At 71.9% G+C, this 26954-nt stretch carries 28 protein-coding genes; 8 read left to right on the top strand and 20 right to left on the bottom strand.

Translation table 11 applies throughout. From position 1 onward, the window contains the following. Positions 1-88: 88 nt before the first annotated feature. The 5 genes from ACIBBA_RS06810 to ACIBBA_RS06790 all read right to left on the bottom strand — a co-directional run bounded on the left by ACIBBA_RS06810 (position 89) and on the right by ACIBBA_RS06790 (position 4852). The gene (locus ACIBBA_RS06810) at positions 89-724 is read right to left on the bottom strand and encodes a M15 family metallopeptidase (protein WP_396694497.1); all 636 of its coding nucleotides are present in this window, start codon (positions 722-724) and stop codon (positions 89-91) included. After that, complete coding sequence (locus ACIBBA_RS06805; protein ID WP_396694495.1) at positions 721-1854, bottom strand: D-alanine--D-alanine ligase family protein; 1134 nt, start codon at positions 1852-1854, stop codon at positions 721-723. Before ACIBBA_RS06805 ends, ACIBBA_RS06810 begins: the two co-directional genes overlap by 4 nt. Positions 1855-1930: 76 nt before the next feature. Next, positions 1931-2959 (bottom strand): threonine/serine dehydratase, encoded by a 1029-nt coding sequence (locus tag ACIBBA_RS06800; RefSeq protein WP_396694493.1) that lies wholly within the window; start codon positions 2957-2959, stop codon positions 1931-1933. Between the two features lie 172 nt (positions 2960-3131). Next, the gene (locus ACIBBA_RS06795) at positions 3132-4190 is read right to left on the bottom strand and encodes a sensor histidine kinase (RefSeq protein WP_396694491.1); all 1059 of its coding nucleotides are present in this window, start codon (positions 4188-4190) and stop codon (positions 3132-3134) included. Then, a complete protein-coding gene (locus ACIBBA_RS06790) occupies positions 4187-4852 on the bottom strand; it encodes a response regulator transcription factor (protein ID WP_396694489.1) in 666 nt (221 codons plus the stop codon). Before ACIBBA_RS06790 ends, ACIBBA_RS06795 begins: the two co-directional genes overlap by 4 nt. Before the next feature lie 236 nt (positions 4853-5088). Between ACIBBA_RS06790 and ACIBBA_RS06785 the strand changes: the two genes are divergently transcribed. The 3 genes from ACIBBA_RS06785 to ACIBBA_RS06775 are packed head-to-tail and all read left to right on the top strand — an operon-like array spanning position 5089 to position 8285. After that, positions 5089-6393, top strand: coding sequence for a GAF domain-containing protein (locus ACIBBA_RS06785; RefSeq protein WP_396694487.1), 1305 nt, complete (start codon positions 5089-5091; stop codon positions 6391-6393). 39 nt (positions 6394-6432) lie between these two features. After that, the gene (gene adh, locus ACIBBA_RS06780) at positions 6433-7938 is read left to right on the top strand and encodes an aldehyde dehydrogenase (RefSeq protein ID WP_396694485.1); all 1506 of its coding nucleotides are present in this window, start codon (positions 6433-6435) and stop codon (positions 7936-7938) included. Next, positions 7938-8285, top strand: coding sequence for a DUF779 domain-containing protein (locus tag ACIBBA_RS06775; RefSeq protein WP_396694483.1), 348 nt, complete (start codon positions 7938-7940; stop codon positions 8283-8285). The genes adh and ACIBBA_RS06775 overlap by 1 nt, the downstream gene beginning before the upstream one ends. Positions 8286-8413: 128 nt before the next feature. Here the strand turns inward: ACIBBA_RS06775 and ACIBBA_RS06770 are convergent, their stop codons facing one another. From ACIBBA_RS06770 to ACIBBA_RS06725, 10 genes are all read right to left on the bottom strand, one after another. Beyond that, a complete protein-coding gene (locus tag ACIBBA_RS06770; protein ID WP_396694481.1) occupies positions 8414-9022 on the bottom strand; it encodes a DUF559 domain-containing protein in 609 nt (202 codons plus the stop codon). A 467-nt stretch (positions 9023-9489) separates the two neighbouring features. Next, positions 9490-10245 carry a G5 domain-containing protein gene (locus ACIBBA_RS06765; protein ID WP_396694479.1) on the bottom strand — a complete coding sequence of 252 codons (756 nt, stop codon included), beginning with the start codon at positions 10243-10245 and terminating at the stop codon, positions 9490-9492. 188 nt (positions 10246-10433) lie between these two features. Beyond that, a complete protein-coding gene (locus tag ACIBBA_RS06760; protein ID WP_396694477.1) occupies positions 10434-10790 on the bottom strand; it encodes a hypothetical protein in 357 nt (118 codons plus the stop codon). 79 nt (positions 10791-10869) lie between these two features. After that, on the bottom strand, positions 10870-11883 hold the full coding sequence (gene speB, locus ACIBBA_RS06755; protein ID WP_396694475.1) for an agmatinase: 1014 nt from the start codon (positions 11881-11883) through the stop codon (positions 10870-10872). Continuing rightward, positions 11880-13082, bottom strand: a complete 1203-nt coding sequence (locus ACIBBA_RS06750) for a saccharopine dehydrogenase family protein (RefSeq protein WP_396694473.1) — start codon at positions 13080-13082, stop codon at positions 11880-11882. The genes speB and ACIBBA_RS06750 overlap by 4 nt, the downstream gene beginning before the upstream one ends. Further along, positions 13082-14503 carry an NAD(P)/FAD-dependent oxidoreductase gene (locus tag ACIBBA_RS06745; RefSeq protein ID WP_396694471.1) on the bottom strand — a complete coding sequence of 474 codons (1422 nt, stop codon included), beginning with the start codon at positions 14501-14503 and terminating at the stop codon, positions 13082-13084. Before ACIBBA_RS06745 ends, ACIBBA_RS06750 begins: the two co-directional genes overlap by 1 nt. After that, positions 14500-15342 carry an ABC transporter permease gene (locus tag ACIBBA_RS06740; protein WP_396694469.1) on the bottom strand — a complete coding sequence of 281 codons (843 nt, stop codon included), beginning with the start codon at positions 15340-15342 and terminating at the stop codon, positions 14500-14502. Before ACIBBA_RS06740 ends, ACIBBA_RS06745 begins: the two co-directional genes overlap by 4 nt. Further along, positions 15339-16247: an ABC transporter permease gene (locus tag ACIBBA_RS06735; RefSeq protein WP_396694467.1), complete on the bottom strand. Its 909-nt coding sequence runs from the start codon at positions 16245-16247 to the stop codon at positions 15339-15341. Before ACIBBA_RS06735 ends, ACIBBA_RS06740 begins: the two co-directional genes overlap by 4 nt. Further along, positions 16244-17401, bottom strand: a complete 1158-nt coding sequence (locus ACIBBA_RS06730) for an ABC transporter ATP-binding protein (RefSeq protein ID WP_396694465.1) — start codon at positions 17399-17401, stop codon at positions 16244-16246. Before ACIBBA_RS06730 ends, ACIBBA_RS06735 begins: the two co-directional genes overlap by 4 nt. A gap of 16 nt (positions 17402-17417) precedes the next feature. Continuing rightward, on the bottom strand, positions 17418-18602 hold the full coding sequence (locus ACIBBA_RS06725) for a PotD/PotF family extracellular solute-binding protein (protein WP_396694463.1): 1185 nt from the start codon (positions 18600-18602) through the stop codon (positions 17418-17420). Positions 18603-18813: 211 nt separating this feature from the next. Here ACIBBA_RS06725 and ACIBBA_RS06720 point away from each other — a divergent pair, with 211 nt between their 5' ends. The 4 genes from ACIBBA_RS06720 to ACIBBA_RS06705 all read left to right on the top strand — a co-directional run bounded on the left by ACIBBA_RS06720 (position 18814) and on the right by ACIBBA_RS06705 (position 22898). Then, on the top strand, positions 18814-19326 hold the full coding sequence (locus ACIBBA_RS06720) for an Lrp/AsnC family transcriptional regulator (protein WP_350868842.1): 513 nt from the start codon (positions 18814-18816) through the stop codon (positions 19324-19326). 343 nt (positions 19327-19669) lie between these two features. Continuing rightward, on the top strand, positions 19670-21016 hold the full coding sequence (locus ACIBBA_RS06715) for an aspartate aminotransferase family protein (RefSeq protein WP_396694460.1): 1347 nt from the start codon (positions 19670-19672) through the stop codon (positions 21014-21016). Positions 21017-21056: 40 nt separating this feature from the next. Next, on the top strand, positions 21057-22433 hold the full coding sequence (locus ACIBBA_RS06710) for an NAD(P)/FAD-dependent oxidoreductase (protein WP_396694458.1): 1377 nt from the start codon (positions 21057-21059) through the stop codon (positions 22431-22433). Between the two features lie 108 nt (positions 22434-22541). Continuing rightward, complete coding sequence (locus ACIBBA_RS06705; RefSeq protein ID WP_350867142.1) at positions 22542-22898, top strand: nitroreductase/quinone reductase family protein; 357 nt, start codon at positions 22542-22544, stop codon at positions 22896-22898. A gap of 9 nt (positions 22899-22907) precedes the next feature. Here ACIBBA_RS06705 and ACIBBA_RS06700 read toward each other — a convergent pair whose 3' ends face one another. Next, positions 22908-23270, bottom strand: a complete 363-nt coding sequence (locus ACIBBA_RS06700) for a DUF3499 domain-containing protein (RefSeq protein ID WP_396694456.1) — start codon at positions 23268-23270, stop codon at positions 22908-22910. A 165-nt stretch (positions 23271-23435) separates the two neighbouring features. On the opposite strand from ACIBBA_RS06700, the gene ACIBBA_RS06695 reads away from it, so the two are divergent. Further along, a complete protein-coding gene (locus ACIBBA_RS06695) occupies positions 23436-23885 on the top strand; it encodes a metallopeptidase family protein (RefSeq protein WP_074316962.1) in 450 nt (149 codons plus the stop codon). Positions 23886-23981: 96 nt separating this feature from the next. Here the strand turns inward: ACIBBA_RS06695 and ACIBBA_RS06690 are convergent, their stop codons facing one another. The 4 genes from ACIBBA_RS06690 to ACIBBA_RS06675 all read right to left on the bottom strand — a co-directional run bounded on the left by ACIBBA_RS06690 (position 23982) and on the right by ACIBBA_RS06675 (position 26826). Next, on the bottom strand, positions 23982-24239 hold the full coding sequence (locus ACIBBA_RS06690; RefSeq protein ID WP_007455784.1) for a WhiB family transcriptional regulator: 258 nt from the start codon (positions 24237-24239) through the stop codon (positions 23982-23984). A 470-nt stretch (positions 24240-24709) separates the two neighbouring features. Continuing rightward, complete coding sequence (locus ACIBBA_RS06685) at positions 24710-25048, bottom strand: phospholipase (RefSeq protein WP_396694454.1); 339 nt, start codon at positions 25046-25048, stop codon at positions 24710-24712. 13 nt (positions 25049-25061) lie between these two features. Beyond that, a complete protein-coding gene (locus ACIBBA_RS06680; protein WP_396694452.1) occupies positions 25062-26456 on the bottom strand; it encodes a DUF4331 domain-containing protein in 1395 nt (464 codons plus the stop codon). 94 nt (positions 26457-26550) lie between these two features. Next, positions 26551-26826: a hypothetical protein gene (locus ACIBBA_RS06675; RefSeq protein ID WP_350867154.1), complete on the bottom strand. Its 276-nt coding sequence runs from the start codon at positions 26824-26826 to the stop codon at positions 26551-26553. Positions 26827-26954: the final 128 nt, after the last annotated feature.

Here is a 26954-nt window from a genome sequence, read left to right as displayed (position 1 = left end):
GTCGTCCGGTGGTGTCCTACGACGCCTGGTACGGATGGGGAGCGCCGAATCGTTCACCGCCGGCCGGAACAGTGATCCCGGCGCTGGGTCAGATCGGCCCGTAGCGGGTGTGCGGCGCGCCGGTGAGCAGGGCCCAGTACCGGTCGCCGTACGACCAGTGCCACCACTCGGTCGGGTAGTTCACCAGGCCCGCGTCGCTCAGCGCGTCCACCAGAATCCGCCGGTGCCGGCGTGCGGCGGCGCCGATCGAGGGCGCGGCGGTGTAGCAGGCGTTGCGGCTGGCCTCGGGGGTGGCGTCCACGGCGGTACCCATCTCCACCTCGACCCCGTCGTCGGTGCAGAGCGTCAGGTCCACCGCGCCGCCGGTGCTGTGCGGCGCCACCTCCACCGGTGCGACGAACTTGGTGGTCTCCCGGTACACCCGCTGCGGCGACCAGTCCGGGTGGCTGCGACGCAGCACCTCCTGGTAGCCGGTGAAGATGTCCAGCTGCGCACGGTACGGCCGGTACCCCTCGATGACCAGCAGGCGCAGGCCGGTGGGGAGCGAGCGCTGCGCGGCCAGCAACCGGTCCGCGACCCCCTGGCGCAGCCGAGCGTACGCCCCGGCCGGATCGGCCGCCCGCGTGTCCAGCCGCAGCTCCGGCAGCTCGCGAAGGTCCACCAGCTCTTCGCCGTCGTCGGCTCCGGTCACCGCGGCGACGCGGGGGTCGGAGAGCAGGATCACCGGGCACCCCCCGCGACGGTGCCGCCGGGGCGGGCCGCGTGCCGGGCGAAGGCGAGCCCGACCAGCCGGTCGAGGATCTCCCGGTAGCCGACCCCGGCGGCCGCCCACACCTTCGGATACATCGAATGCGCGGTGAAGCCCGGCATGGTGTTCAGTTCGTTGACGTAGAGATCACCGGTCGCCTCGGCGTAGAGGAAGTCGACCCGGGCCAGCCCCCAGCCGCCGATCGCGGCGAACGCGCGCAACGACAGCTCCCGGATCCGCTCCGTCACCTCGTCGGGCAGCGGCGCCGGTACGACCATCGGGTCGGCGTCGCCGAAGTATTTCTGCTGGTAGTCGAACCAGCCGCCGGTGACCCGCACCTCGCCCACCGTCGACGCCTCCGGGCGGGAGCCGCCGAGCACGCCGCACTCCAACTCCCGGCCGGTCACCCCCTGCTCGACCACGACCAGGCTGTCGTGCCGCAGCGCCTCCTCGACCGCCGTCGCCAGATCGTCGCCGTCGGCCACCCGGGAGATCCCGATCGAGGATCCCATCCGGGCCGGCTTCACGAACAGCGGCCGGCGCAGCCCCAGCACCAGCTTCTCCGGGTCCTCGGCGGCCCGGTAGGTCTCCGCGTCGAACGAGACGTGCGGGGTGATCGGCACGCCCTCGGCACGCAGCGCCCGCTTCATCGCCACCTTGTCCATCCCGACCGCCGAGGCGAGGATCCCGCACCCCACGTACGGCACGCCCAGCGCCTCGAGCAGCCCCTGCACCACGCCGTCCTCGCCGAACGGGCCGTGCAGCACCGGGAAGATCACGTCCAGCTCGGCGTGCACCGCGCCGGGCGCGTCCGCCGCGGTGACCACCGCCGTGCTGGGGCGGGGACCCGGCCGCAGCTCCACCGCCGGCCCGGTCACCGTCAGCCGGTCGTCGATGGCCCGTTCCGCCGCCGTGCCGGCCAAGAGGTCGGCCAGCACCGCGTCGGGGACCAGCCGGTAGCCGCCGGTGCGGGTGACGCCGATGGCGACGACGCGGTACGCGCCGCCGGCCAGGGCCCGGGCCACGCCGAGCGCGGAGGCGCAGGAGACCTCGTGCTCCGCCGACGGCCCGCCGAACAGAATTCCGATCCGGATCGGCTCGCTCATGCCGGCACTCCGCTGCGCTGCGTGCCGCCATGAGGCACCGCCGCCCTGAATCGATGATTCACTCGCTGACGCTCGCTCATGCGGCCGCCCCTTCCATGCTCGTCAGTTGGGCGGGCCGGGCGGTCGCCAGCCGGGCGACCAGTTCCGCCTCCACGTTGCCGCCGGTCAGCACCACGCCGACCGTGCCGTGTCGCCGTCCGCCCTCGGCGGCGACGCGTAGCGCCCCGGCCAGGCCGGCCGCCCCGGACGGCTCGGCCAACACCTTCAGCTCCAGCAGCAGCAGCCGGAACGCCGAGGCGATCTCCTCGTCGTCCACCCGGACCACCCCGCGCAGGCTGGTCCGCAGGATGGCGAACGGCAGCGTGCCGACGCAGGACGGCCGGAGGCCGTCGGCGATCGTCGGCGCCGGCTCGACCGGGGTCGGCCGGCCGGCGGCCAGGCTGCGGGCCAGCGAGTCGCAGCCGACCGGCTCGACGCCGTACACCTCGATCGGGCGGTCGCCCACGGCCAGGCAGGCACCGGCCGCGCCGCCGCCGCCACCGACCGGCAGCACCAGCGCGTCCAGCGGGGTACCGGCCCGCTCGGCCTCCTCGATCAGCTCCAGGCTGGCGGTGCCCTGGCCGGCGACGACGTCCGGATGGTCGTACGCGTCGACGAGCGGAGAACCGGTCTCGTCGCTGATCCGGTGAGCCACGGCCACCCGCTCCTCGACGGTGGTGCCGGCGAGGACGACCCGCGCCCCCGCCGACCGGGCCCGCGCGACCTTGGTCGGCGCCGCGTCGGCCGGGAGCACCACCGTGGCGGTCAGCTCGTACCGGCGAGCCGCCAGCGCCACCGCCACCGCGTGGTTGCCGGTGCTCTGCGCGACCACTCCGCTGTGCCCGGCCGCGGCGAGCCGGCCGACCGCCAGCAGTGCGCCGCGCATCTTGTACGAGCCGCCGGCCTGCAGGTTCTCCGCCTTCATCAGCACCCGGACGCCGGCGAGCCGGTCGATCGCCGGGGAGCGCAGCACGGGGGTGCGGAGCACCCGGCCGGCGAGCCACCGGGCGGCCTCCGGCACGTCGACCCGGGCCGGGGCGGCCTCGGGTGGCTTCGTGCGGGACATGTCATCTCCTACTTCCGGGTCGGTCGACGGCGTTGGCCGACCGGCGTTGGTCGACGGCCTTGCGGGGTTGGCCGACGCCCGCGGCGGTGCGGGCCGGCCGGTTTCCGGGCACGCCGCAGGCCGGGTTGCCGCGGTACGCGGTCCCGTCGGGGGCGCTCGGAGCTGCGCCGGGTCAGTGCGGTGCGGGTAGCTGGACGTCTATCCGCAGGCCGCCGTACTCGGCGGGTCGGGCGTCGATGAGTCCTTCGTGCGCCTGGGTTATCGAGCGGGCGATGGCGAGGCCGAGCCCCGCCCCGCCGCCGTGGTTCGTCCGGTCTCGGGCCAGCCGCCGGAACGGCTCGAAGAGGCCGGCGACCGCCTCGGCCGGCACCACCTGGCCGGTGTTGACCACGGTCAACGCCGGTGTCGCGCCCACCGCGACGGTGAGCGTGCCGCCGTGTCGGTTGTACTTGATCGCGTTCTCCACCAGGTTGGTCACCAGGCGGTCCAGCAGCACCCGTTCGCCCAGCACCACCCGCGGGGCCAGGTGGGTCTCCACCGTCAAGCCGGCCGCCGTCACCCGGTCCTGGTGCGCGGCGAGCACGGTGGTGACGATCTCGTCGAGGCGCTGGGGCGTGCGGGAGTGCAGCCCCTGGTCGCTCTCGCTGAGCGTGAGCAGCCCCTCGATGAGCCGCTCGTTGCGCTCGTTGGTCGCCAGCAGCTGGGCGGTCAGCAGCTGGAGCTGCTCGCCGGTGAGCGCCTGGGCCATGCTGACCTCGATCAGCGTCCGCTGCACCGCGAGCGGCGTCCGCAGCTCGTGCGAGGCGTTCGCGGCGAACCGCCGCTGCCCCTCGTACCCGGCCGAGATGCGCTCCATCATCTCGTCGATGGCCCGGGAGAGCCGGGCCAGCTCGTCGCGGCCCTGCGGGCGGAGCCGGTGACCGAGGTTCTGCGGGCCCACCTGCCCGACCGGGCCGGCGAGATCCCGCACCGGGCGCAGGCACCACACCGCGGCGCCCCAGATGGCGGCCACCGCGCCCAGAAGCAGCACGAGCGCCGCCAGCGGAACCAGCAGGGCGTCGAGTTGGCGCGCCGGCTGGCACACCACCCCCGACCCGGGCAGCGACAGGTCGCAGAACTGCACGCCGCGGTACCAGATCAGGCCCAGCACCACCTTCGTCAGGCCGGTCAGGGCGAACCCGACGAGCAGGGCCAGCACACCGACCAGCACGACGCGACGCCGCGGGTTCACTCCGGCCCGCCGAGCCGGTAGCCGGCCTTCGGCACGGTGTGGATCACGGCCGGCTGGCCGAGCTTCTTGCGCAGGGTCATCACGGTGACCCGCACCGCGTTGGTGAACGGGTCGGCGAACTCGTCCCACGCCTGCTCCAGCAGGTCCTCCGCGCTGACCACCTGGCCGCCCGCGCGCATCAGCACGTGCAGCACGGCGAACTCCTTCGGGCTCAGGTTGATCGGTTGACCGCCCCGGGTGACCGCGTGCCGGGCCACGTCCAGCACCACGCCGTGCTGGTCGAGCACCGGCGGCACCGCCGGGGCGGAGCGCCGGCCGAGCGCCTGCACCCGGGCGACCAGTTCGGCGAAGGCGAAGGGCTTGGTCAGGTAGTCGTCGGCGCCCAGCCCGAGGCCCTCCACCCGGTCCCGGATGCCGGCCGCCGCGGTGAGCAGGAGCACCCGGGTGCCGGCGTCCGAGCCGGCGAGGCTGCGGCACACCTCGTCACCGGTGTGACCGGGCATGTCGCGGTCCAGCACGGCCACGTCGTACCGGTTGACCCCGATCCGCTCCAGCGCGCCGTCGCCGTCGTAGCAGACGTCGACCGCCATCGAGAGGCGACGCAGCCCCTCGGCGACGGTGTCCGCCAACAACCGCTCGTCGTCCGCCACCAGCACCCGCACGCTTCCGCTCCCGTGGTTCCCTCGTCGTCCGGCACACCGTCTCAGGCAGGAGTTAAGGGTTCTGTAAGCACCTGCCGCAGCCATCCTCCACGCCGCCGCCACGGGGACAAATGCCCGCAAGCCGCTCCGGGGCGGCGACGGCCCTGCCGCGTCGTCTGACCGCCTGCGTCCCCGCGACCACGGGCGTTTGGCGTTCGGGGGTGAGCTGCGTCACGATGGGCCGGAGGAGGTCGCCCATGGCCGACCCGTGGCTCGCCCTGGAATTCGGCGTCGATCCGGTGGAGCGGATCGCGCAGGTCGGCGCCGCGCACGAGGCCTTCCTCGCCGGCGGCCCGGACGCGGCCCGACGCACCGACCGGCGGCTGCGCGACGTGGTCGCCAACTCGTGGCGCCGCTCGGCGGGGGCCCTGCTCGACCCGGAGACCACCCCGCCGGTCGACCTGACCGACGACGTGCTGGAGAGCTACCGGTCCGCCCACCCACTGGCCCGGGTGCTGCCGCTCTTCCGCGACCTGCTCGGCGGCATCGCGCAGGACGGCGCCCACCTGATGGCGGTCTGCGACGCGTACGGGCGGCTGCTCTGGGTGGAGGGGCACCCCGGGGTGCTCCGGCACGCCGAGCGGATGAACTTCGTGCCCGGCGCCCGGTGGGACGAGGCGCACGCCGGCACCAACGCCCCCGGCACCGCCCTGGCGGTCGACCACAGCGTGCAGATCTTCGCCACCGAACACTTCAGCCGGCCGGTGCAGCGGTGGACCTGCGCCGCCGCGCCGATCCACGACCCGGGCACCGGCCGGCTGCTCGGCGCGGTCGACATCACCGGCGGCGATCACCTGGCCAACCCGCAGAGCCTGGCGCTGGTGCGGGCCACCGCCCGGGCCGCCGAGGCGCAGCTCGTGGCCGACGGTCCGGTCGAGCCGGGCGTGCTCACCGTCGCCGCGCTCGGCCGGGACGAGGCGGAGCTGCGCGTCGACGGGCGGCGGCTCCGGCTCGGCCGCCGGCACAGCGAGCTGCTGGCGCTGCTGATCGAGCACCCCGAAGGGCGTACCGGCGAACAGCTCGGCCTCGACCTGTACGGCGACGACCGGCTGCACCCGGTGACCCTGCGCGCCGAGCTGTCCCGGCTGCGCCGGGTGCTCGGCCCGGAGCTGCTCGACTCCCGCCCGTACCGGCTGCGGGCAAGGGTGCGCGCCGACTTCCGTACCGTCGTCGAACTGCTCGACCGTGGCGACCCAGCGGGCGCGCTCGAGGCGTACCCCGGCGCTCTGCTGCCCGGGTCGGATGCACCGGGCGTTACGTGCCTGCGCCGGTTGATCGACGGCCAGCTCCGCGCGGCCGTGCTGGCCGCCGCGGACCCGGCGCTGCTCGCGGCCTGGACCGCGACGCCCGCCGGCGCCGACGACCTGGCCGCCTGGCAGGCGTTGGTCCGGGCGCTGCCGCCGGGCGCGCCGCGCCGGCCCCTGGCGGTGGCCCGCATCCAACAGCTCGCCGGGGAGTACGACCTGTCGCGCGCAACGTTGCTGCAACGTCGGCGAAACTAGCGTCGCCGCCGTCACCGCACCTTGACGGCGGAGGTAACCATGACGCGCTATGACGCGCCCACCCACTGGCAGTCCCGCTACGACCACTTCATCGGCGGCGAGTACGTCAAGCCGCACGGCGGACGGTACTTCGAGAACCCCACCCCGGTCACCGGGCAGACCTTCTGCGAGGTGGCCCGGGGCACCGCCGACGACGTCGAGAAGGCGCTCGACGCCGCGCACGGCGCCGCCGACGCGTGGGGCCGCACCTCGGTCGCCGAACGGTCGCTGATCCTCAACCGGATCGCCGACCGGATGCAGGAGAACCTGGAGTCCCTGGCAATCGCCGAGACCTGGGAGAACGGCAAGCCGGTACGCGAGACGCTGGCCGCCGACATCCCGCTCGCCATCGACCACTTCCGCTACTTTGCCGGGGCGATCCGGGCCCAGGAGGGCTCCCTCGGCGAGTTGGACGACGACACCGTCGCCTACCATTTCCACGAGCCGCTCGGCGTGGTCGGGCAGATCATCCCGTGGAACTTCCCGCTGCTCATGGCGACCTGGAAGCTGGCCCCGGCCCTCGCCGCCGGCAACGCCGTGGTGCTCAAGCCGGCCGAGCAGACCCCCGCGTCCATCCACTACTGGCTGTCGCTCGTGGCCGACCTGCTGCCGCCCGGCGTGGTCAACGTGGTCAACGGCTTCGGCGTCGAGGCGGGCAAGCCGCTGGCCTCCTCGCCGCGGGTGGCCAAGGTGGCGTTCACCGGCGAGACCACCACCGGGCGGCTGATCATGCAGTACGCCAGCGAGAACATCAAGCCGGTCACCCTGGAGCTGGGCGGCAAGAGCCCCAACCTCTTCTTCGACGACGTCAGCGCCGCTTCCGACGACTTCCTGGACAAGGCGCTCGAAGGATTCACGATGTTCGCGCTCAACCAGGGTGAGGTGTGCACCTGCCCGTCCCGGGCGTTGATCCAGCAGGGCCACTACTCGGACTTCCTGGCCGCGGCCGTCGCCCGCACTGGGGCGATCAAGCAGGGGCACCCGCTGGACACCGACACGATGATCGGCGCGCAGGCGTCGAACGACCAGTTGGAGAAGATCCTGTCCTACCTGGACATCGGCCGACAGGAGGGCGCGAAGATACTGACCGGCGGATCACGTGCGGACCTGGGTGGCGACTTGTCGGGCGGCTACTACGTCGAACCAACCATCTTCGAGGGCGACAACTCGATGCGGGTCTTCCAGGAGGAGATCTTCGGTCCGGTGGTCTCGGTGACCTCCTTCGCCGACCTCGACGACGCCGTGAAGATCGCCAACGACACGCTCTACGGGCTCGGCGCGGGTGTCTGGACCCGGGACATGAACACGGCCTACCGCGCGGGTCGGGCGATCCAGGCCGGCCGGGTCTGGACGAACTGCTACCACGCCTACCCGGCGCACGCCGCGTTCGGTGGGTACAAGCAGTCCGGCATCGGCCGGGAGAACCACAAGATGATGCTGGAGCACTACCAGCAGACGAAGAACCTGCTGGTCAGCTACTCCCCCAAGAAGCTCGGCTTCTTCTGATGGCTGACCCGGTGGGCGTGACGCCGGCCGCGGCCGTGCTGCTCCGGTCACTGCGGGAGCAGCACGGACCGCTGATGTTCCACCAGTCCGGCGGCTGCTGCGACGGCAGCGCCCCCATGTGCTACCCGGCCGGCGAGTTCCGCACCGGCGGTTCCGACGTACTGCTGGCGTCGCTGCAGATCGACGGCGTGCCGGAGCCGGTGGAGTTCTGGATGTCGACGAGCCAGTGGGAGCTGTGGAAACACACCTGCCTCACCGTCGACGTCGTACCCGGCCGAGGCAGCGGCTTCTCCCTCGAAGCCCCCGAAGGCGTGCGATTCCTGATCCGCTCCCACCTGGCCACCTAGCCGCCCGCCCCACCTACCCCGCCCCCGCCCCCGCCCCCGGCGATCTTGCAGTTGTGGTGCCTGTTTGCTAGCGGTTCGCTCTTTTTGTGAGGCACCACAACTGCAAGATCGACCGGGCAGGGGCGGGGTCAGGGGTGGAGGAGCGGGGTGATGGTGGCGAGGATCTGTTGCGGTTGTTGGTAGAGGTCCACGTCGGTGAAGTAGCGCAACCGCCATCCGTTGGCCGCGAGCCAGTTCATGCGTGATCGGTCACGCCGGAGGCGGTCGCGATCGAGGTGGGTCCGGCCGTCGTACTCGACGCCGACGCGGCGCGTCCGGTAGCCGAGATCAAGCCGGTAGAGCGGGATGCCGTTCCTGTCCCGTACCCACAACTGGGGCTCGGGTGCGGGCAGGCCGCCATCGATCAGCAGAAGCCGCAACTGGCTCTCCTGCCGACACTCCGAACGCGGGTCGGCGAGCCGGACCAGTTGCCTTGCCTGGCATACGCCGCGCAGCCGGGCATGCCGCATGACCTCGGTCAGAAGCTCCTCCGGCCGGCACGCGCCCACCCGCAGACACAGGTCCAGCAACGGCATCGCATCCATCCGGCGCACCGTCCGGGCAAGGTCGACGGCACATCGAGCAGCCGGTGCGCAGTGCACTCCGGCCAGCCGTACCGCGCCCCGAACCGGCAGCACGGCCTCGTGGACGACGATGCCTCTGATCCTCGGTACGACCACACCGGCGGGCACGATCACGTGGACGTCTCCGCGGACCTCCCCGAAGCCGTGCAGTTGAGCGCCGGTGGAGAACCCGACGACAGCTCCTTCGGGGAGCCGCCGGAAGAGCGCCGGCAGGCGGCGGATGGGATCGTCAGCCGGCCCGTAGACCCCTCTCGACAGCCGACCCAGCTGCCCAGCCTCGAGACGTTGTCGCACCTGCTCCCGGGTGACGCCCGATCTCAACAGGTCCGAGTAGCGGTACAGCTCTGACATACCCCGGCACGCTGCCGCACCCCAGCACTCCACTCGACCCCGAGCAGGCGCCCCTGTGGACAACCCACCCTCCTGTGGAAACCCCCCCGCCCCGACCCCCGCTGTGCTACTCCCACACCCACCCCTGCCTCGATCATGCAGTTGTGGTGCCTCGCAAAGCCCCGGATCACCAACAAACTGGCACCACAACTGCATGATCGACGGCGCGAGGGGCGGGGCAGGGCGGGGGGTTAGTCGCAGCCGTAGCCGTCGTTGTCTCGGTCCAGGTCGTAGATGTCGTTGCCGATGACCTTGACGGGGCCGGTCACGTATTTGGGGCCGTTGCCACCGCCCCCGACACAGTCGACGTCGCTGGCGATCGGGACGCAGCCGCTGTAGTTGGGGTCGCAGTTCGACGCGGGCTTGGTGCCGACCGCGACGACCTGGGTGACCGGCTTCCTGGTGACCACGGACTTGACCAGCTTCTTGGCGGTCTGCACGCCGTCGGTCAGGGTCACCTGGTAGGTCAGCGTGCGCACCCCGTTCACACCGTCGGTCCGGGTGACCCGCCTGCCCTCGGCCAGATTGGGGTCCTTCACCGTGCGCTGGCCGTACCTGATGGTCGCCGTCTCGGTGACGGTGCGCGTCTCCACCTTCGGGCTGGGCTGGGCGGCGGGCGGCGGCGTGGAGGACGTCGCGGACGGCGACGGGCTGGCGGTCTCGGTTGGCAGCGCCGGGGCCTCGCTCGTCGGCTCGCCGTTCGGCGCGGCGACGATCGGCTCTCCCTGCTGAGCTGCGGCGTTACTCGACGGGCTCGGTTTCGGATCCCCGAACACGGCGGCGATGACGGTCGTCCCGCCGCAGCAGAGCAACACGAGCGACAGCGCTGCGGCGCCGACGATCGTCAGGGCCCGCTGCGCGGGACTCAGCCGGCGGAACCAGTTCGGGCGGGGCGGTACGACGAACCCGCCCGGCGTCGGGGGAAATGGTGGCGGTTGATGTGTCACGCCGCGAGTCTCGTCGTCACAGGCGCTGCGGAGGTCCCCCTACCTGCCGCTTCACCTGCAACGACCGTCGAAGATGGAGGAAGCGCGGGTAGCGGTCGCCACCGAAAGTGGTTGCTGGCTCAGCAACTCGCCCTCGGTCACGATCCGATTGGCCACCGGAGACCGAGCCGATCGCGGCGGAGTCGGGACTACCGCAGGATGAGGGCGGCCAGGCCGCCGGCGAGCAGCAGCACGGGTACGGCGGAGAGCGTGCCGGCCGCGAGGGCGGAGCGCAGACGGGTGGCCGTCAGCCGGAGCAGGACGAGGCTGACCAGCATCGCCACGAACAGCGCCGGCGTCACGGTGTAGAGGCCGAAGAGCAGCCAGCCGTCCCGCTCCGAGGTGCACTCCTCGCCGCAGCCGGCCGGTACGGCCCCGGAGAGCAGGGCGGCCCCGCCGAAGCCGGCCGCGATGACCACGGCGTACCAGCCGAGCGTGACCAGGATGGCAGCGCGCGCATCAGGGCGGCGGGTTGGTGACGACTGCCCGGCGGTGGTCTGGCCCATCGACCGATTATCGCCTCGCCGCCCGCCGCCCCGCCGCCCCGCCGCCCGCCGCCCGCCACCCCGCCGCCCGCCCGCGTGGTCAGCGGCCGTCGAGCAGGGGCTGGCGGGGATCCCAGGGTGGGCCGCCGGCGGCGTCGCGGCGGCGGCGGGCGATCGCCGACAGCGCCTCCAGCACCACCCGGTTGCCCAGGTACGCGGTGATGTCGGCGTGGTCGTACGGCGGGGCGACCTCGACCACGTCCACTCCGACCACGGGCAGTTCGTAGCAGCAGCGGCGGACCGCGTCGAGCAGTTGGCGGGAGGTGAGCCCGCCCGGCTCGGGCGTGCCAGTGCCCGGCGCCATGCCCGGGTCGACCACGTCCACGTCGACGGATAGGAACACCCCCTCGCACTCGTCCGTGGCGATCGCGAAGGCCTCCGACAGGCAGTCGTCGAGCCCCCGGGCCACCAGTTCGGTCATCTCGTACGAGCGCATCCGCTGCTCCGCCATCCAGGACAGCGTCTCGGGGCCGGGCCAATAGCCGCGCAGTCCGATCTGGAGGAACCGGTCGCCACGCACCGCCCCGGACTCGATGAGCCGGCGCATCGGCTGGCCGTGCCCGTGCAGGCTGCCGAACTCGATGTCGCCGGTGTCGGCGTGCGCGTCGAAGTGCACCAGCGACACCCGGCCCAGCCCGTGCTTCCGGGCCACCCCCGTGGCGTCGGGCAGGGCGATGGAGTGGTCGCCGCCGAGCACGATCGGGATCGCGCCCGACGAGGCGACCGCGTACACCGCGGCTTCGAGGGCGCCCAGCGACCGCTCGATGTCGCCGGCGAACATCTCCACGTCGCCGGCGTCATACACCCGAAGGTCCTGCAGGCCGTCGACGCGCAGCGCCAGCGAGGGGCGGGAGCCGTCGTGCGGCAGGTAGCAGGCCTGCCGGATGGCCGACGGCCCGAACCGGGTGCCCGGCCGGTGCGAGGTGCCGCCGTCGAACGGCGCCCCGACGATCACCACGTCCGCGTCGGCGAACGACGCCGGCTCGGACAGGTCACACCCGGACACCCCGAGGAAGGTCAGGTCGGGCCCGTACATGGCTCCGTAGCGACTCATCGCTCCTGCATCCCCCAGGGTGAGCCGTATCCGGTCAGGAGATCCAGGAAGGGTCTCGGCGGCAGCGCCTCCGGGCCGAGCACGCCGGTCCCGGCCCAGTCCCCGTTGGCGAGCAGCTCCAGCGCCACCACCGGGTTGACCGCGGTCTGCCAGACCACCGCCTGGTGGCCGTACTCCTTCATCGACCACTCGTTGTCGACCACGTGGTAGAGGTAGACCCGCCGGGGGCGGCCGTCGACGCCGGTGCCGGTGACGTAGGTGCCGGCGCAGGTCTTGCCACGCATCCGATCGCCCAGGGTGGCCGGGTCGGGCAGGCAGGCGGCCACCACGTCCCGGGGCGACACCGCGGCGCCGCCGACCCGGACCGGCGCGGTCGAGTCCAGTCCCAGCTTGTGCAGCGTCTTGAGCACCTCGATGAACTCGTCGCCGAGGCCGTACTTGAAGGTGACCCGCTTCGCGTCGACCCAGCGCGGAATGAGCAGCACCTCCTCGTGCTCCACGTTGACGCACTCGACCGGGCCGATCCCCTCGGGAAACTCGAAGACCTCCGGCTCGGAGAAGGGCGCTGTGGTGTACCAGCCGCGGTCGGCCTCCCAGACCACCGGCGGGTTAAGGCACTCCTCGATGGTCGTCCAGATGGAGAAGGACGGGGCGAAGTCGTAGCCGTCGACGGTGAGGTTCGCGCCGTCGCGTACCCCGATCTCGTCGATCTCGGCGAAGAGCGCCTCGGCGGCGTAGCGGGCGAAGACGTCGGAGAGCCCGGGCTCGACGCCGATGCCGCAGACGGCCAGCCGGCCGGCGGTGGCCCACTCATCGGCGTGCGCGAACTGCTCGTCGCCGAGCTTCACCCCGGTCTCCGCGTGCGGGTGCGTGGGGTGCGGGCGGGACAGCGACATCGCCATGTCCAGGTAGTCGGCCCCGGCCGCGAAGGCGCCCTCGAAGATAGGCAGGACGAAGCGCGGATCGACGGCGTTGAGCACATGGGTGATCCGGTGCTCCCGGCAGAGCGCGGCGACGGCCTCCGCCGACGAGGCGTCCACCGGCGCGGCGACGAACCGACCGTCGTGTTCGGCGATGGCCCGGCTCGCCCGGCCCAGGTCGTAGTCGGCGACCACCATCGTTTCGAAGAAGGAGCGGCGGGCGGCGATGGATACGGCGGCGGAGCCGACGCCACCGGCGCCGACGAGCAGGATGCGCATCAGGAATCGAACCCCAAACCAAGACGATCGAGCGTACGGAGCCAAAGGTTGCGCCGCCCCTCGCGCGCGTCGGCGCGGGCGAGCGACCAGCGGGTGAGGTTGATGCCGGCCGCGCGGAACGGCTCCGGCGGGAACGGCAGTGGCGCGCTGCGCACCAGGTCGAGCCGGGTCAGCGGGGTGTCCCCGCCGGCGAGCAGGTCGAGCATCACCCGGGCGCCGAACCGGGTGGCCCCGACGCCGAGGCCGGTGTAGCCGGCCGCGTACGCCAGCCGCCCGTCGTAGGCGGTGCCGAAGAACGGGCAGAACCGGGTGCAGGTGTCGATCACCCCGCCCCACCGGTGGCTGAACTGCAGACCGTCCAGCTGCGGGAACGTGGTGAAGAAGTGGTCGGCGAGGGCGTTGAAGGTGTCCCAGCGCTGCTCCAGGGCCGGGGTGGTCCGGTTGCCGTAGTGGTAGACGGCGTCGTACCCGCCGAAGAGGATCCGTCCGTCGGTGGTGATGCGGTAGTAGTGGAACTGGTTGCCGGTGTCCGCGAGACCCTGACGGTTCGCCCAGCCGATCGACTTCCGCTCGTCCTCGCCGAGCGGCTCGGTCATCAGCGCGTAGTCGTAGACCGGCACCAGCCAGGAGCGCAGCCGGCGCAGCAGCGGCGGGAACGCGTTCGTGGCGAGCACGACCTGCCGGGCGCGGACGTGCCCGGGTGCGGCGTCCCGGCCACCGGCGGTGCTGGCCCGTAGCGCGGCCCCGTCGCGGCGCAGCCCGGTCACCCGGGTGTGCTCGGCGATCCGCACCCCGAGGCTGAGGCAGGCCCGGCGCAGCCCCCAGGCGAGCTTCGCCGGGTCGAGCATGGCCACCCGGTCGCGGTCCCACATTCCGCCGAGGTACGTCGGCGAGTCGACCTCGGCGCGTACCTCGTCGGCGTCGAGCAGCCGCACTTCGTGGCCGTAGCGGCGGGCCAGCTCAGCCTCCTCGGCGAGCCCGTCGAGCTGGTACGGCTCGACGGCGACCGCGAGTTCGCCGGTGCGCTCGAAGTCGCAGTCGATGCCGAACTCGGCGACGGTCGCGGCGATGGCGTCGAGGTTCTCCCGGCCGAGCCGTTCCAACTCGTCGATCTCGCCGGGGAACCGCTCGACCCCGTTGGCCAGACCGTGGGTGAGCGAGGCGGCGCAGAACCCGCCGTTGCGTCCGGACGCCGCCCAGCCGCAGGTGCCCGCGTCGACCAGGAGCACGTCCCGGCCCGGGTCGTCCCGCTTGGCCAGCAGCGCGGTCCAGAGCCCGCTGTAACCGCCGCCGACGACGAGCAGGTCGGCGGTGTGCGTGCCGTGCAGCGGCGGGAGCGGGTCGGGCCGTTCCGGGCGGTCCAGCCAGTACGGCACGGGCGCCGCGTCGGCCAGGGCCCGGCCGATGCCGGGGCGGGTCATGACGGGCGCCGGCCGGTTCCGCCGCCCACCGGGCTGACCGGCAGGGCGGCCCGGCGGGTCCGCCGGCCGCGCAGCGTGCTGGCCAGCACCAGCAGCAGCGCGATCACGAACATCGCCGTGCCGATGACGTTGACCTGCGGCGGGATGCCCCGCTGGGCGGCGCCCCAGACGTACATCGGGAAGGTGACGGTGGTGCCGGCGTTGAAGTTCGTGATGATGAAGTCGTCGAAGCTCAACGAGAAGGCGAGCAGCGCGGCGGCCACGATGCCGGGCAGCACCAGCGGCAGGGTGATCCGCCGGAAGGTCTGCCACTCGTTGGCGTAGAGGTCCATCGCGGCCTCCTCCAGCCGGGAGTCCATCCCGGCCAGCCGCGCCTTGACGGTGACCACCACGAACGAGACGCAGAACATCACGTGCGCGATGACGATGGTCCAGAAGCCCTGCGGCACCCCGGCGGAGACGAAGAGGGCGAGCAGCGAGGTGCCCATCACCAGCTCCGGGGTGGCCATCGGCAGGAAGATCAGCACGTTGATCCCGGCCCGGCCACGGAAGCGGTGCCGGACCAGCGCGAACGCCATCAGCGTGCCGAGCAGCGTGGCGACCACGGTGGCGATGAAGCCAATCTGCACGCTGCGCAGCACCGCGTCGCACATGTCGGAGGTGGCACACGGGTTGCGCCAGTTGTCGAGGGTGAACTCGTTGAAGTCGTAGGAGAGCCGGCTGGACGGGCGGTTGAACGACAGCCCGGCCACCACCACGATCGGCAGCGACAGGTAGCCGAGCACCAGCAGCGCCAGGCCCATCACCCAACGGTCAGCCAGCCAACGGGAGAACCTCACAGGACCTCCTCCGTGCCGGCTCGGCGCAGGTAGACGAAGACCACCGCGAGGATCGCCGCCATCAGCAGGAACGACAGCGCCGCGCCCTGCGGGTAGTCGAGCCGGACCAGGAACGCCGAGTCGATGACGTTGCCGATCATGTATTCGTTCGGCGTGCCGAGCAGTTCGGCGTTGATGTAGTCACCGCTGGCCGGGATGAAGAAGAGCAGCGTGCCGGCGACCAGGCCGGGCATGGAGAGCGGCAGGGTGACCTTGCGGAACGCCCGGACGGGGCTCGCGTACAGGTCGCTCGCCGCCTCGAGCAGCCGGTAGTCCAGCCGTTCCAGGCTGGCGTAGAGCGGCAGCACCAGGAACGGCAGGAAGTTGTACGTCAGGCCGAGCACCACCGCGAACGGCGTGGCCAGCAGCCGGCCGTCCGGCCCGAGCAGGTGGATGTCGCGCAGCAACCCGACGAGCCAGCCGTTGTCCGACAGGATCGTCTTCCAGGCCAGCGTGCGGACCAGGAAGCTGGTGAACATCGGCGCGACCACGCAGACCAGCAGCAGGTTCTTCCACCGGCCGGCCTTCTGCGCGATCGCGTACGCCAGCGGGTAGCCCATCAGCAGGGCGAGCACCAATCCCAGCCCGGCGTAGAGGAACGACCGGGCGAACTGCGGCCAGTACGCCGTCAGCGCGTCCGGGTAGTTGCCGAACGCCCACGTCAGTGCGTACCCGGTGGAGAGCGAGCCGGTGGGGTCGTAGAGGCTCGCCGCCGCGAGCTGGAACAGTGGCACGGCGAAGAAGACGAAGAGCCAGGCCCCGCCGGGAAGCAGCAGCAGGTACGGCAGCAACCGGTGCCGCCCGCGCCGGGCGGCCGGCGGCGGGACCGCCGCCGGCTGCCCGGTGGTCATGTGCGCGAGGCTCATGGCGTCACACCGACCGGCTCGTCCAGTACTGGCGCGGTCCGGTCGGTCTCGCCCGGCTCCCGCGGCAGCAGGAAGGCGTGCCGCGGATCCCAGTGCGCAACCGCCTCGACGCCGACGGCCAGCCGTGAGGTCGCGCCGCTGTTGGCGGCGAAGACCGACAGCTCACTGCCCCATCCGGTGCGCAGCAGGTACTGGGTGCTGACCCCGACGTAGGAGGCGTCGGTGACCACCCCGGTGACGTGCTGGTGGCCGGCGGGGACCTGGTCGACGGAGTCGACCAGGTGCAGCTTCTCCGGGCGTACGCCCAGGTGGACCGGCCCGCGGTCGGCGCGGGCCCGGTCGGCGGGCACCGAGTAGCGGGCGCCGTGGGCGGTCACCGGCACCTCACTGCCGGTGGTGCCGGCGGCCTCGCCGGCCAGCAGGTTCGACTGGCCGAGGAAGTTCGCCACGAACGCGGTGGCCGGGTACTCGTAGATGTCGGCCGGCGCGCCGAGCTGTTCGATCCGGCCGGCGTTCATCACCGCGACCGTGTCGGCCATCGTCATGGCCTCCTCCTGGTCGTGGGTGACGTGCACGAAGGTGATGCCGACCTCGGTCTGGATCCGCTTCAGCTCGATCTGCATCTGCCGGCGCAGCTTCAGGTCGAGCGCACCGAGGGGCTCGTCCAGCAACAGCACCTGCGGTTGGTTGATCAGGGCGCGGGCCAACGCGACCCGCTGCTGCTGCCCGCCGGAGAGTTGGGCCGGCCGGCGGCTGCCGTAGTCGTCGAGCTGCACCAGCGACAGCATCCGCATGACCTCGTCGTCGACCGAGCGGATGCCGCGCCGGCGCAGCCCGAAGGCCACGTTCTCGAAGATGTTCAGGTGCGGAAAGAGCGCGTAGCTCTGGAAGACCGTGTTCACCGGCCGCTTGTACGGGCGCAGCCGGGCGATGTCCCGGTCGCCGAGCAGCACCTGCCCGCTGGTCGGCTCCTCCAGGCCGGCGATCATCCGGAGCGTGGTGGTCTTGCCGCACCCGGACGCCCCGAGCAGGGCGAAGAACGACCCCTGCGGGATGGTGAGGCTCAGGTCGTCCACCGCGGTGAAGATGCCGAACCGTTTGGTGAGGTTGGCCAGCCGCAGGTCGCCGGCCGGAGTCTCGCGTCCCACTGTCATCCCGCCCATCCCGTCGTCAGGCCCCGATGACCTGCTGGAACTTGCTTTCGTACTCGCGCTCCTGCTTTTCGTCCAGGGCCATGAAGACCTTGGACTTCGACAGCATCGCGTCGTCCGGGAAGATCAGCGGGTTGGCGGCCAGCTCCGGGTCGATCTTCTCCATCTCGGCCTGCGCGCCCTGCACGGGGCAGATGTAGTTCACGTACGCGGCCAGTTGGGCGGCGACCGCCGGCTCGTAGTAGTAGTTCATGAGCTGCTCGGCGTTGCCCTTGTGCGTGGCCTTGTTCGGCACCAGCATGTTGTCCGACCAGAGCATCACGCCGGACTCGGGCACCACGAACTTGACCTTCTCGTCCTCGAAGCCGAGCTGGATGACGTCGCCGGACCAGCCGACGCACGCGGCGATGTCGCCCTTGGCCAGGTCGGGCGCGTAGTCGTTGCCGGTGAACTTGCGGATCTGGCCGGAGTCGACCGCCTTCTTCAGCTTGTTGAGCGCGTCGTCGAACTGCGCCGCGGTGAAGTTCGACGGGTCGTGGCCGTTCGACTGGAGCAGCAGGCCCATCGTGTCGCGCATCTCCGACAGCGCGGTCACCTTGCCCTTGAGGTCGGGGCGGGTGAGCAGCTCGTCGACGGTCCGGATCTCCTTGGCGACCTTGCCGTTGTAGGCGAGGCCGGCCAGGCCCGACTGCCACGGGATGGCGAGCTGGTTGTCCTTGTCGAAGGTGCGGCCCTTCAGCGACGGCAGCAGGTTGGCCTCGACGTTGGGCATCTTGGACTTGTCGAGCTTCTGGATCCAGCCGAGCCGGATCATCCGGGCGGCCATCCAGTCGGTGAGGGTCATGATGTCGCGCTCGGTGGGCTGACAGCCGGCGAGCTGGTTCTGCACCTTGCCGAAGAACTCGTTGTTGTCGTTGACGTCCTCGGTGTACGTGACCTGGATGCCGCTCTTGGCGATGAACGCGTCGAGGGTGGGTCGCTTCGACTCGTCCTTCTCGTCCACGTCCATGTACTGCGGCCAGTTCGAGAAGGCGAGCTTCTTCTCCGTGCCGGAGAGGTCTTCGCTGACGCAACCGGCTTCGGTCTGCTGGGCGCCCTTGGTGCCGCAGCCGGTGAGGGCGCCGCCGACGGCGAGCATCGTGGCCGAGCCGAGGGTGCCGGTGAGCAGGCCGCGCCGGGAAAGGGGCCGGAGGGGACTACGCATGTGACGACTCCTTAAAGGGGGTCATCGTCGGCGGCGGGGACGGGGGTGACGGCGCCGGCGGGAGGGTCAGGTGCGATTGACGACTGATCCTGACATGAGGTGACCTTCCTTACAAGGGATTCCGTTGCGGGATTAGCTCTAGACGACGAAATACGCCAGACTGCGCGAGGCACTAGGCTAACCGCGCGGGAACGGACATGGGGAGCGGTCGATGACGAACCGGCAGCAGGAGAACGGCAACGGCGGGCGGCGGGTCACCGTCCGTGACGGCGCCAGCCACGCTCTGCTCGATGATGTTGCCAAGCAGATCATCGAGCAGCTCCAGGAGGACGGGCGCCGGCCGTACGCCACCATCGGCAAGGCCGTCGGGCTCTCCGAGGCCGCCGTACGCCAGCGGGTCCAGCGGCTGCTCGACGCCGGGGTGATGCAGATCGTCGCGGTCACCGATCCGCTCCAGCTCGGCTTCCCCCGGCAGGCGATGATCGGCCTGCGCACCGACGGCGACCTGGAGGCGGTGGCCGACCGCCTGGCCGAACTGGTGGAGGTCGACTACGTGGTCATCACCGCCGGCTCGTTCGACCTGCTCACCGAGGTGGTCTGCCGCAACGACGACCACCTGCTGGAGATCCTGCAACGGCTGCGGGCCGTCGAGGGCGTGCTCTCCACCGAGGCGTTCGTCTATCTCAAGCTCCGCAAGCAGACCTACACCTGGGGTACGGCCTGACGCTCGGCCGCTCGATCCACTCGACGTCCGGGAAGTCGCGGTAAACGCGCCGCCCCAACGCCCCGACTTCCGTAAGCCCGAGTGGATCAGCTACACCCTCGCACCCGCAAAGAGGCCGAACCAGGGTCGGTCGCCGCCCGCGCCGAGCGGATCACGGCAGATCCGGGGGGTGAAATAGCGATACGGATTCCGTTGCCATCAACGTACGGGCTCGCTAAATCCGTTGTCGTACCGCCAGAACGCCACCGATACCACTTGCCTTTCCGGGTCGGGCTGTGCGATAACCGTGGGCAGAGCGGCCGGCGTCACCCCTTGAACCGGCCCGACGACCGATGGGGCTGACATGGCCAACGCCACCGACCACCTCTGGATGCACTTCACCCGGATGGCGAGCTACTCCGCCGGCGAGGTACCGACCATCGTGCGCGGCGAGGGCGCGTACATCTGGGACTCCCAAGGGCGCCGCTACCTGGACGGGCTCGCCGGCCTCTTCGTCGTCAACGCCGGCCACGGCCGCACCGAGCTGGCCGAGGCGGCCGCCAAGCAGGCGGGCGAGCTGGCCTACTTCCCGCTCTGGTCCTACGCCCACCCGAAGGCGGTCGAGCTGGCCGAGAAGATCGCCACGCTGACCCCGGGCGACCTGAACCGGGTCTTCTTCACCACCGGCGGCTCCGAGGCGGTGGAGGCGGCGTGGAAGCTCGCCCGCGCCTACTTCAAGCGCACCGGCCAGCCCAACAAGCACAAGGTGGTCAGCCGCTACATCGCCTACCACGGCACCTCCATGGGCGCCCTGTCGATCACCGGCCTGCCGGGCATCAAGAGCGACTTCGAGCCGCTGGTCCCGGGCGGCATCAAGGTGCCGAACACCAACTTCTACCGCGCCCCTGAGCACGGTGACTCGCCCGAGGCGTTCGGTCGCTGGGCCGCCGACGAGATCGGTCGGGCGATCGAGCGGGAAGGCCCGGACACCGTGGCCGCGGTCTTCCTGGAGCCGGTGCAGAACTCCGGCGGCTGCTTCCCGCCGCCGCCCGGCTACTTCGAGCGGGTCCGCGAGATCTGCGATGCGTACGACGTGCTGCTCGTCTCCGACGAGGTGATCTGCTCGTGGGGCCGGCTCGGCGAGTACTTCGGGGCCCTCCGCTACGGCTACCAGCCGGACATCATCACCACCGCGAAGGGCATCACCTCCGGCTACGCGCCGCTCGGCGCGATGATCGCCAGTGACCGGCTGATGGAGCCGTTCCTCAGCGAGACCGGCATGTTCGCCCACGGGGTGACCTTCGGCGGTCACCCGGTCTCCTGCGCGGTGGCGCTGGCCAACCTGGAGGTCTTCGCCCGCGAGGACCTGGTCGGGCACGTCCGCGCCAACGAGGGGGCGTTCCGCGCCACCCTGGAGAAGCTCAACGACCTGCCGATCGTCGGCGACGTGCGGGGCGACGGCTACTTCTACGGCATCGAGCTGGTCAAGGACAAGGCGACCCGGGAGACCTTCGACGAGGCCGAGTCGGAGCGGCTGCTGCGCGGCTTCCTCTCCACCGCGCTCTTCCAGGCCGGCCTCTACTGCCGCGCCGACGACCGGGGCGACCCGGTGGTGCAGCTCGCCCCGCCGCTGATCGCCGAGCAGCAGCAGTTCGACGAGATCGAGCAGATCCTGCGTGCCGTGCTCACCGAGGCATGGCAGCGCCTATGACCGGCGCGTCGACGCCCTCGGCCGACGCACCGGAGTGCTGATGCGCTATCAGGACCTGTCGTTCTGGCTCTCCACGGTGGACGATCCGCTCACGCCGCGTCCGTCGTTGCCCGGCGACGCCGACGCCGACGTGGTGATCGTCGGCGCCGGCTACACCGGGCTCTGGACGGCCTACTACCTGGCCCGCGCCGACCCGACGCTGCGGATCACGGTGCTGGAGCAGGAGATCGCCGGCTTCGGGGCGTCCGGGCGCAACGGCGGCTGGTGCTCGGCGCTCTTCCCCACCTCGCTCACCGGGCTGGCCCGCCGGCACGGCCCGGACGCGGCGATCGCAATGCAGCGGGCCATGCAGGAGACGGTGCGCGAGGTGGGGCGCGTGGTGTCGGCCGAGGGCATCGACTGCGACTGGGCGCCCGGCGGGACGGTGGTGCTCGCCCGCAGCGACGCCCAGCTCGGCCGGGCCCGGGCCGCGGTCGACGAGGCGCGGGCCTTCGGTTTCGGCCCGGCGGACCTGGCGCTGCTTGATGCCGGCGAGGCCGCCGCCCGCTGCGCCGCCGAGGGGGTACGCGGCGGGACGTACACGCCGCACTGCGCGGCGGTGCACCCGGCGAAGCTGGCCCGGGGCCTGGCCCGGGCGGTGGAGCGGCTCGGGGTGACCATCCACGAACGGACGCCGGTCCGCGAGCTGAGTCCGGGTCGGGTGCTCACCCCCACCGGGGTGGTCCGCGCGCCCGTGGTGGTCCGCGCCACCGAGGGGTACACGCCGGCGCTGCCCGGCCAGCGGCGCGCCGTGGTGCCGGTCTACTCGCTGATGGTCGCCACCGAGCCGCTGCCAGAGCCGACCTGGGCGCGGATCGGGCTGGCCGAGCGGGAGACGTTCTCCGACCATCGGCACGTGATCATCTACGGGCAGCGCACCGCGGACGGCCGGCTGGCCTTCGGCGGGCGCGGCGCCCCGTACCACTTCGGCTCCCGGGTCCGGCCCGGCTACGACCGCGAGCCGGCGGTCTTCGCGGCGCTGCGGCGTACCCTCGGCGACCTCTTCCCGGTGCTCGGCCCGGACGTGCCGCTGACCCACCGCTGGGGTGGCCCGCTCGGCGTCGCCCGCGACTGGTCGGCGTCCGTCGGGCTGGACCGGGCGACCGGGCTCGCCTGGGCCGGCGGGTACGTCGGCGACGGGGTCTCGACGACCAACCTCGCCGGGCGCACCCTCGCCGACCTGATCCGGGGCGTGCCGAGTGAGCTGACCGCGCTGCCCTGGGTGGGCCACCGGTCGCCGCGCTGGGAGCCGGAGCCGATGCGCTGGCTCGCGGTCAACGCCGGCCTGCGGGTGATGTTCTCGGCCGACGCGTCCGAGGCCCGCACCGGCCGCCCGTCCCGACGCGCGGCGCTCTTCGGCCGCTTCCTCAGGCACTGACCCGGGCGCCCCGCCCCGGGCGGGTGTTCGGCGAACCGGCACCGGGCCGCGGTCCGGCTCCCTAGCCTGACAATCAGGAGCAGCTCAGGGAGCTTGACGGAGGTTGGCGTGAGCACTGAGGCGGTCATGGACGCGTTCGACGGCGAGCAGGAAATCGAAATCACCGTGACCGGGCGGAAGAGCGGACGGCAGATCAGCCACCCGGTGTGGTTCGTGCAGGAGGAACAGAGCATGTTCCTGGTGCCGGTGACCGGCTCGGACAGCGACTGGTACAAGAACGTGAGCCGGACGCCGATGATCCGGGTGGCCGCGAACGGTACGGCCGTGAACGCGCCCGCCACCCCGATCACCGAACCGGACCAGGTCGACCATGTGGTGGCGATGTTCCGCGACAAGTACGGCGCCGACCGGGTGGAGAGCTACTACCCGAAGCACGACGTCGCGGTCCAGGTGCCGCTCGGCTGACCGCCCCGCTCAGAGGTTCGGCGGGATGACCCGGAGGTGGCCGCGCCGGCCGGTCGAGTGGGCCCGCTGTTCGCGGTCGTCCTCAGGCGGGCGGGGAGCCGGGCGGGCCGCCTCCCGGACCGCCTCGGCGAGGGCGACCAGGTCGTCGGTGGTGGGCGGCGGCGGCTCGAACTCACCCTCGTGGCGTACCACGTCCCAGCCCCGGGGTGCGGTCAGGCTGCGGGCGTGCGGCTCACAGAGGTCGTAGGTGTGCGGCTCTGCGAAGGCGGCCAGCGGGCCGACCACCGCGGTCGACTCGTTGTAGACATAGGTCAATGTGGCGACCGCTTGCCGGGGGCAGCCGTTACGGGAGCAGCGCCGTGGTGACCTCACGGCGGCAGGGTATCCCCATTACCGGGTCCGGCGCACCGCTTCGCGTTGCGACACGCCCGTCACGGTGATCACAATTCGCGGCGCCGGCCCGTCGCTCTTGACTCCGGCGCGCCAGCGCGCGGCGCTGCCGCAGGCCAGGCCCGCGTGGGGGCTACCCTTTGCCTCATGACGAGCCCGGAACACCGCCGCCCCGGTTCCGGCCGGCGCGCGCACCGCGACCGGCACGGGCGCGGCCTGCGCGGGCGGCTGGTGCCGGCCACCGTGCCGCTGGCCCGGACGAAGGCCGAGGTCTTCGACGACCTGGTCTTGGACACGGTGGAGACGCTGGAACGCCGGTTCGCCAAGGAGCTGGCCGGGGTCGAGTTCGCGGTGGAGGACGTCCCGCCCGACCTGAACGTCTACGACTCCGACGTGCTGGAGGACGGCGAGGTGCCGCTGGCACGCCTGCTGCCCGGCCGACCGGGCCGGCAGGAGGTGCCGCCACGGATCGTGCTCTACCGCCGTCCGCTGGAGTTCCGGGCGATGGACCGGGAAGATCTCGCCGACCTGGTGCACGACGTGATCATCGAGCAGGTGGCGAACCTGCTCGGGGTCGACCCGGACGAACTGGCCTAGCGGCCCGCCCCCGACCGGGCCACCGTGTGCCGCCGCACCCGGCACGCCAAACAAGGCCTGAACCGGGCGGCCCCCACCGCCCGGAACCGGCACCGGTCAGGCCGCCCGCCGCTTCAGCTTGCGCCGCTCCCGCTCGGAGAGCCCACCCCAGATCCCGAACCGCTCGTCGTGGCCGAGAGCGTATTCGAGGCACTCCGTCTTGACCTCACAACGCGAGCAGATCCGCTTCGCCTCACGGGTCGAGCCGCCCTTCTCGGGAAAGAACGCCTCCGGATCGGTCTGCGAGCAGAGCGCTCGCTCCTGCCACTCCGGCGCGTTTCCGAGCAGGTCGGCCACCTCAAGCTGGCCGTCCATCAAATGCCTCCTTGTCGCGCACCGGCGTCATCGCCGCTGCAACCCCCCACGCGAAAGGCGTGCTAGTCCGTACGGTCCGGTTTGTTGCGTTCCGTGCGAACAACCCCATTCAAATTACACGCGTGTAATGCGTGCGCCGTCAAGCCAAACTTGATAATGGAGTCGCCCTCCCGACAGACCCCCGGGCGGCCATCCGGCCACCCGGCCCTCGCAACCTGCCCTATCGATTCAGACCCCGGCCGAGTAACGCCCTCACCGGCGAGTTGCCGGAGATTTCTCCCGTGGCGACCTCCTCAGCGGCCCGGTCGGGGCGGACGTGGACACGCCGCCGGAAGACCCCGACAGCAATGCTGATCTTGGTGGGGCACAGGTTAACCCGAGTAACGCCGGACCGCCCGTCGAGCGGGACACGACAACCGCGCCCCGTCCACATGGTGGACGGGGCGCGGCGCACGGCGGCCGGCCCGACGTCAGTCGAAACCCGACGGAACGCTGCTCGGCCAGACGAACTCGGCGACCACCCCGCCGGTGACGCAGATCGCTCCGGCCGTCCTGCGCTCGTCCCACCAGACGGTATAGACCCCGGCGGGCAGGTCCGGGTAGACGGCACTGTGGAAGACCCCGTCCTGGACCCGCCGCTCGCGGACCGCGGCGTGGGTGCGCGGCCCGTCCGGCCGGTCGGCCGGGCTGATCTCGATTTCCCGCCCGTGCAGCTCCCGTCCGGTGTAGATGATCAGTGCGCCGGTCGCACCGCCCAGATCCAGGACGACGCTGCCGGTCTCCGACGGCCCGTACGCGCTCGGCTCCATGCCCGCTCCCCCGTCACGCCGCCGCCGACGGGTTGCCGAACCCGTCGTACGGCGTGCCGAGGAACGGGAAGCCAGCCAGGAACGGCGCGGTCACGTCGGCGGCGCTCAACCCGGGGGTGACCGCGGCGGCCGCCGCGTCCGGCCGGAACGCCTTGTCCACCAGCGGCACGGTCAGACCGGCGATCGCCCGCAGCGCGATGGTGACCACGTCGTCGCCGACCCGACGGCCGTTGGGGAAGCCGGCGAGATCGCCGCCGAGCACCCCGAACCGGTCCGGCCGGCGGCTCGGCGGGATCGCGGTGTTCAACCGCAGCATGTCGGCCTGGATGTCGCCGGTGGCGTTGGTGAAGCCGTCGATCAGCCCGGCCGGCACCCCGGTCAGCAGGAGCGCCACCAGGTCCGCTCGGGCCTTCTTGGACTTGTTGAGCCGGTCCAGGTTGGCGAAGACGCCCGGGTAGAGCGCCGGCAGCAGGGTGGCCAGCTCCGGCTGCTCGACGAACCGGGCGAACCGCTTGTCCTCCGACGGCGGCAGCGAGTTCCACAGGTCCTTCTTGGACATCGGCACGATGACCTCGTTGAACAGCGGATTGCCCAACCGGGAGACCTGCGTGAACGGACCGGTGGAGACCTCCGCGCCCGGGTCGCTGCCGAGCACCCGGACCTGCCGGCGGGACGCCGCGGTCCAGACGCCGATCACCGACGCCTGGTCGCCGGCCGCGTACCGGTTGGCCCGGCGGCGCACCATGTTCAGCGGCACCTGGACGGCGATGCTGTGCACGTTCATCCGGTCCGTGGCGTTGACCGGCTCCCCCTCGGCCTTGAACAGCTTCTTCCCGGCCACGTGCAGCTGCTGGAACGGCCGCAGGGTGCCCAGGTCGAAGACCGCGCCCAGGTCCACGAAGAAGCCGTCCGCCCGCTGCCCGGCGAAGACCCGCTCGCCGGTCGAGAGGGTGAACGTCGCCTGGCGGACCAGCTCGGCGTAGTTCGGCGTGGAGAGCGGGCCGACGTTGCACGGCGGGCAGGGCAGCTTGTGCGCGAGACGGTGCTCCCGGCCGTCGGCCACCCGGGTCAGGCTGTAGAACTGCCGCCGGTTCCAGTTCCGGCTGTCCAGCGACTCGATCGGCCCGGTGTTGTAGAGAAAGCTGTTCGGATTCGTGATCTCGGTGGTGAATTCGAACCGGTAGGTGACATCGGGACGGCCATCACCGTCGTTGTCGATATGGATCTCGTAGCGCACGTCGTCGCCGAACTCGAAGAAGTTCGGGCCGCCGGAAGGAAGTTGCAGCGGCACATAATTGGCGATCAAGGTCACCGAGTCGGGGCGGTCGGGGCTGACGAACGCGTACAGGTCAGCGGAATCGGCGACCGGATCCTTGGCGATTTCCGGAGCCTCGCGGTGCGAAGACATGACGGACCAACCTCACTAGGCGGGGGACGGGTCGAGGACCGGCCGGGCGCCGGAGGAGTCCGCGCCGGGGCCGGGTGGAGTGCGGTGGGATCGGTCAGCGGCGAGCGGCGCGCCGCAGCCGCTCCGCCAGGCTGCGGTCGCGTACCTCGATCCGGGAGGTGCCGACGAAGACGTCCATGGTGCCGGTGGCGGCGTCGCGCAGGTGCACCACGATCGGCTCGTCGGCCGCGGCCGCGCCGGGGGCGTTCTGGGCGGCCGACAGGCCGGGCACGGTGAGCGCGGCGGCACCGAGCGTCGCGCTCGCCGCCGCGGTCAACGTCTGCCGGCGGGTCAGTCGCGGCCAGGGCCGCTTCCGCACTTCACTGGTCATGGGCAACCTTTCCGGCGGCGCGGGCACGCCCGCGAGGTCGGACGGGAGCCGGCCGCGCGCCGCGTGGCGGCCGCCGCCGGAGCCCGCCGGGGGGCGCCGGCGGCGGCCCTCGCCGCTACCGCCGCCGG

The organism is Micromonospora sp. NPDC051006, assembly GCF_044456245.1.
Lineage (GTDB): Bacteria > Actinomycetota > Actinomycetes > Mycobacteriales > Micromonosporaceae > Micromonospora.
The sequence above is the reverse complement of the archived record's forward strand: the minus strand, read 5'-3'. Positions and strand labels throughout refer to the sequence as shown.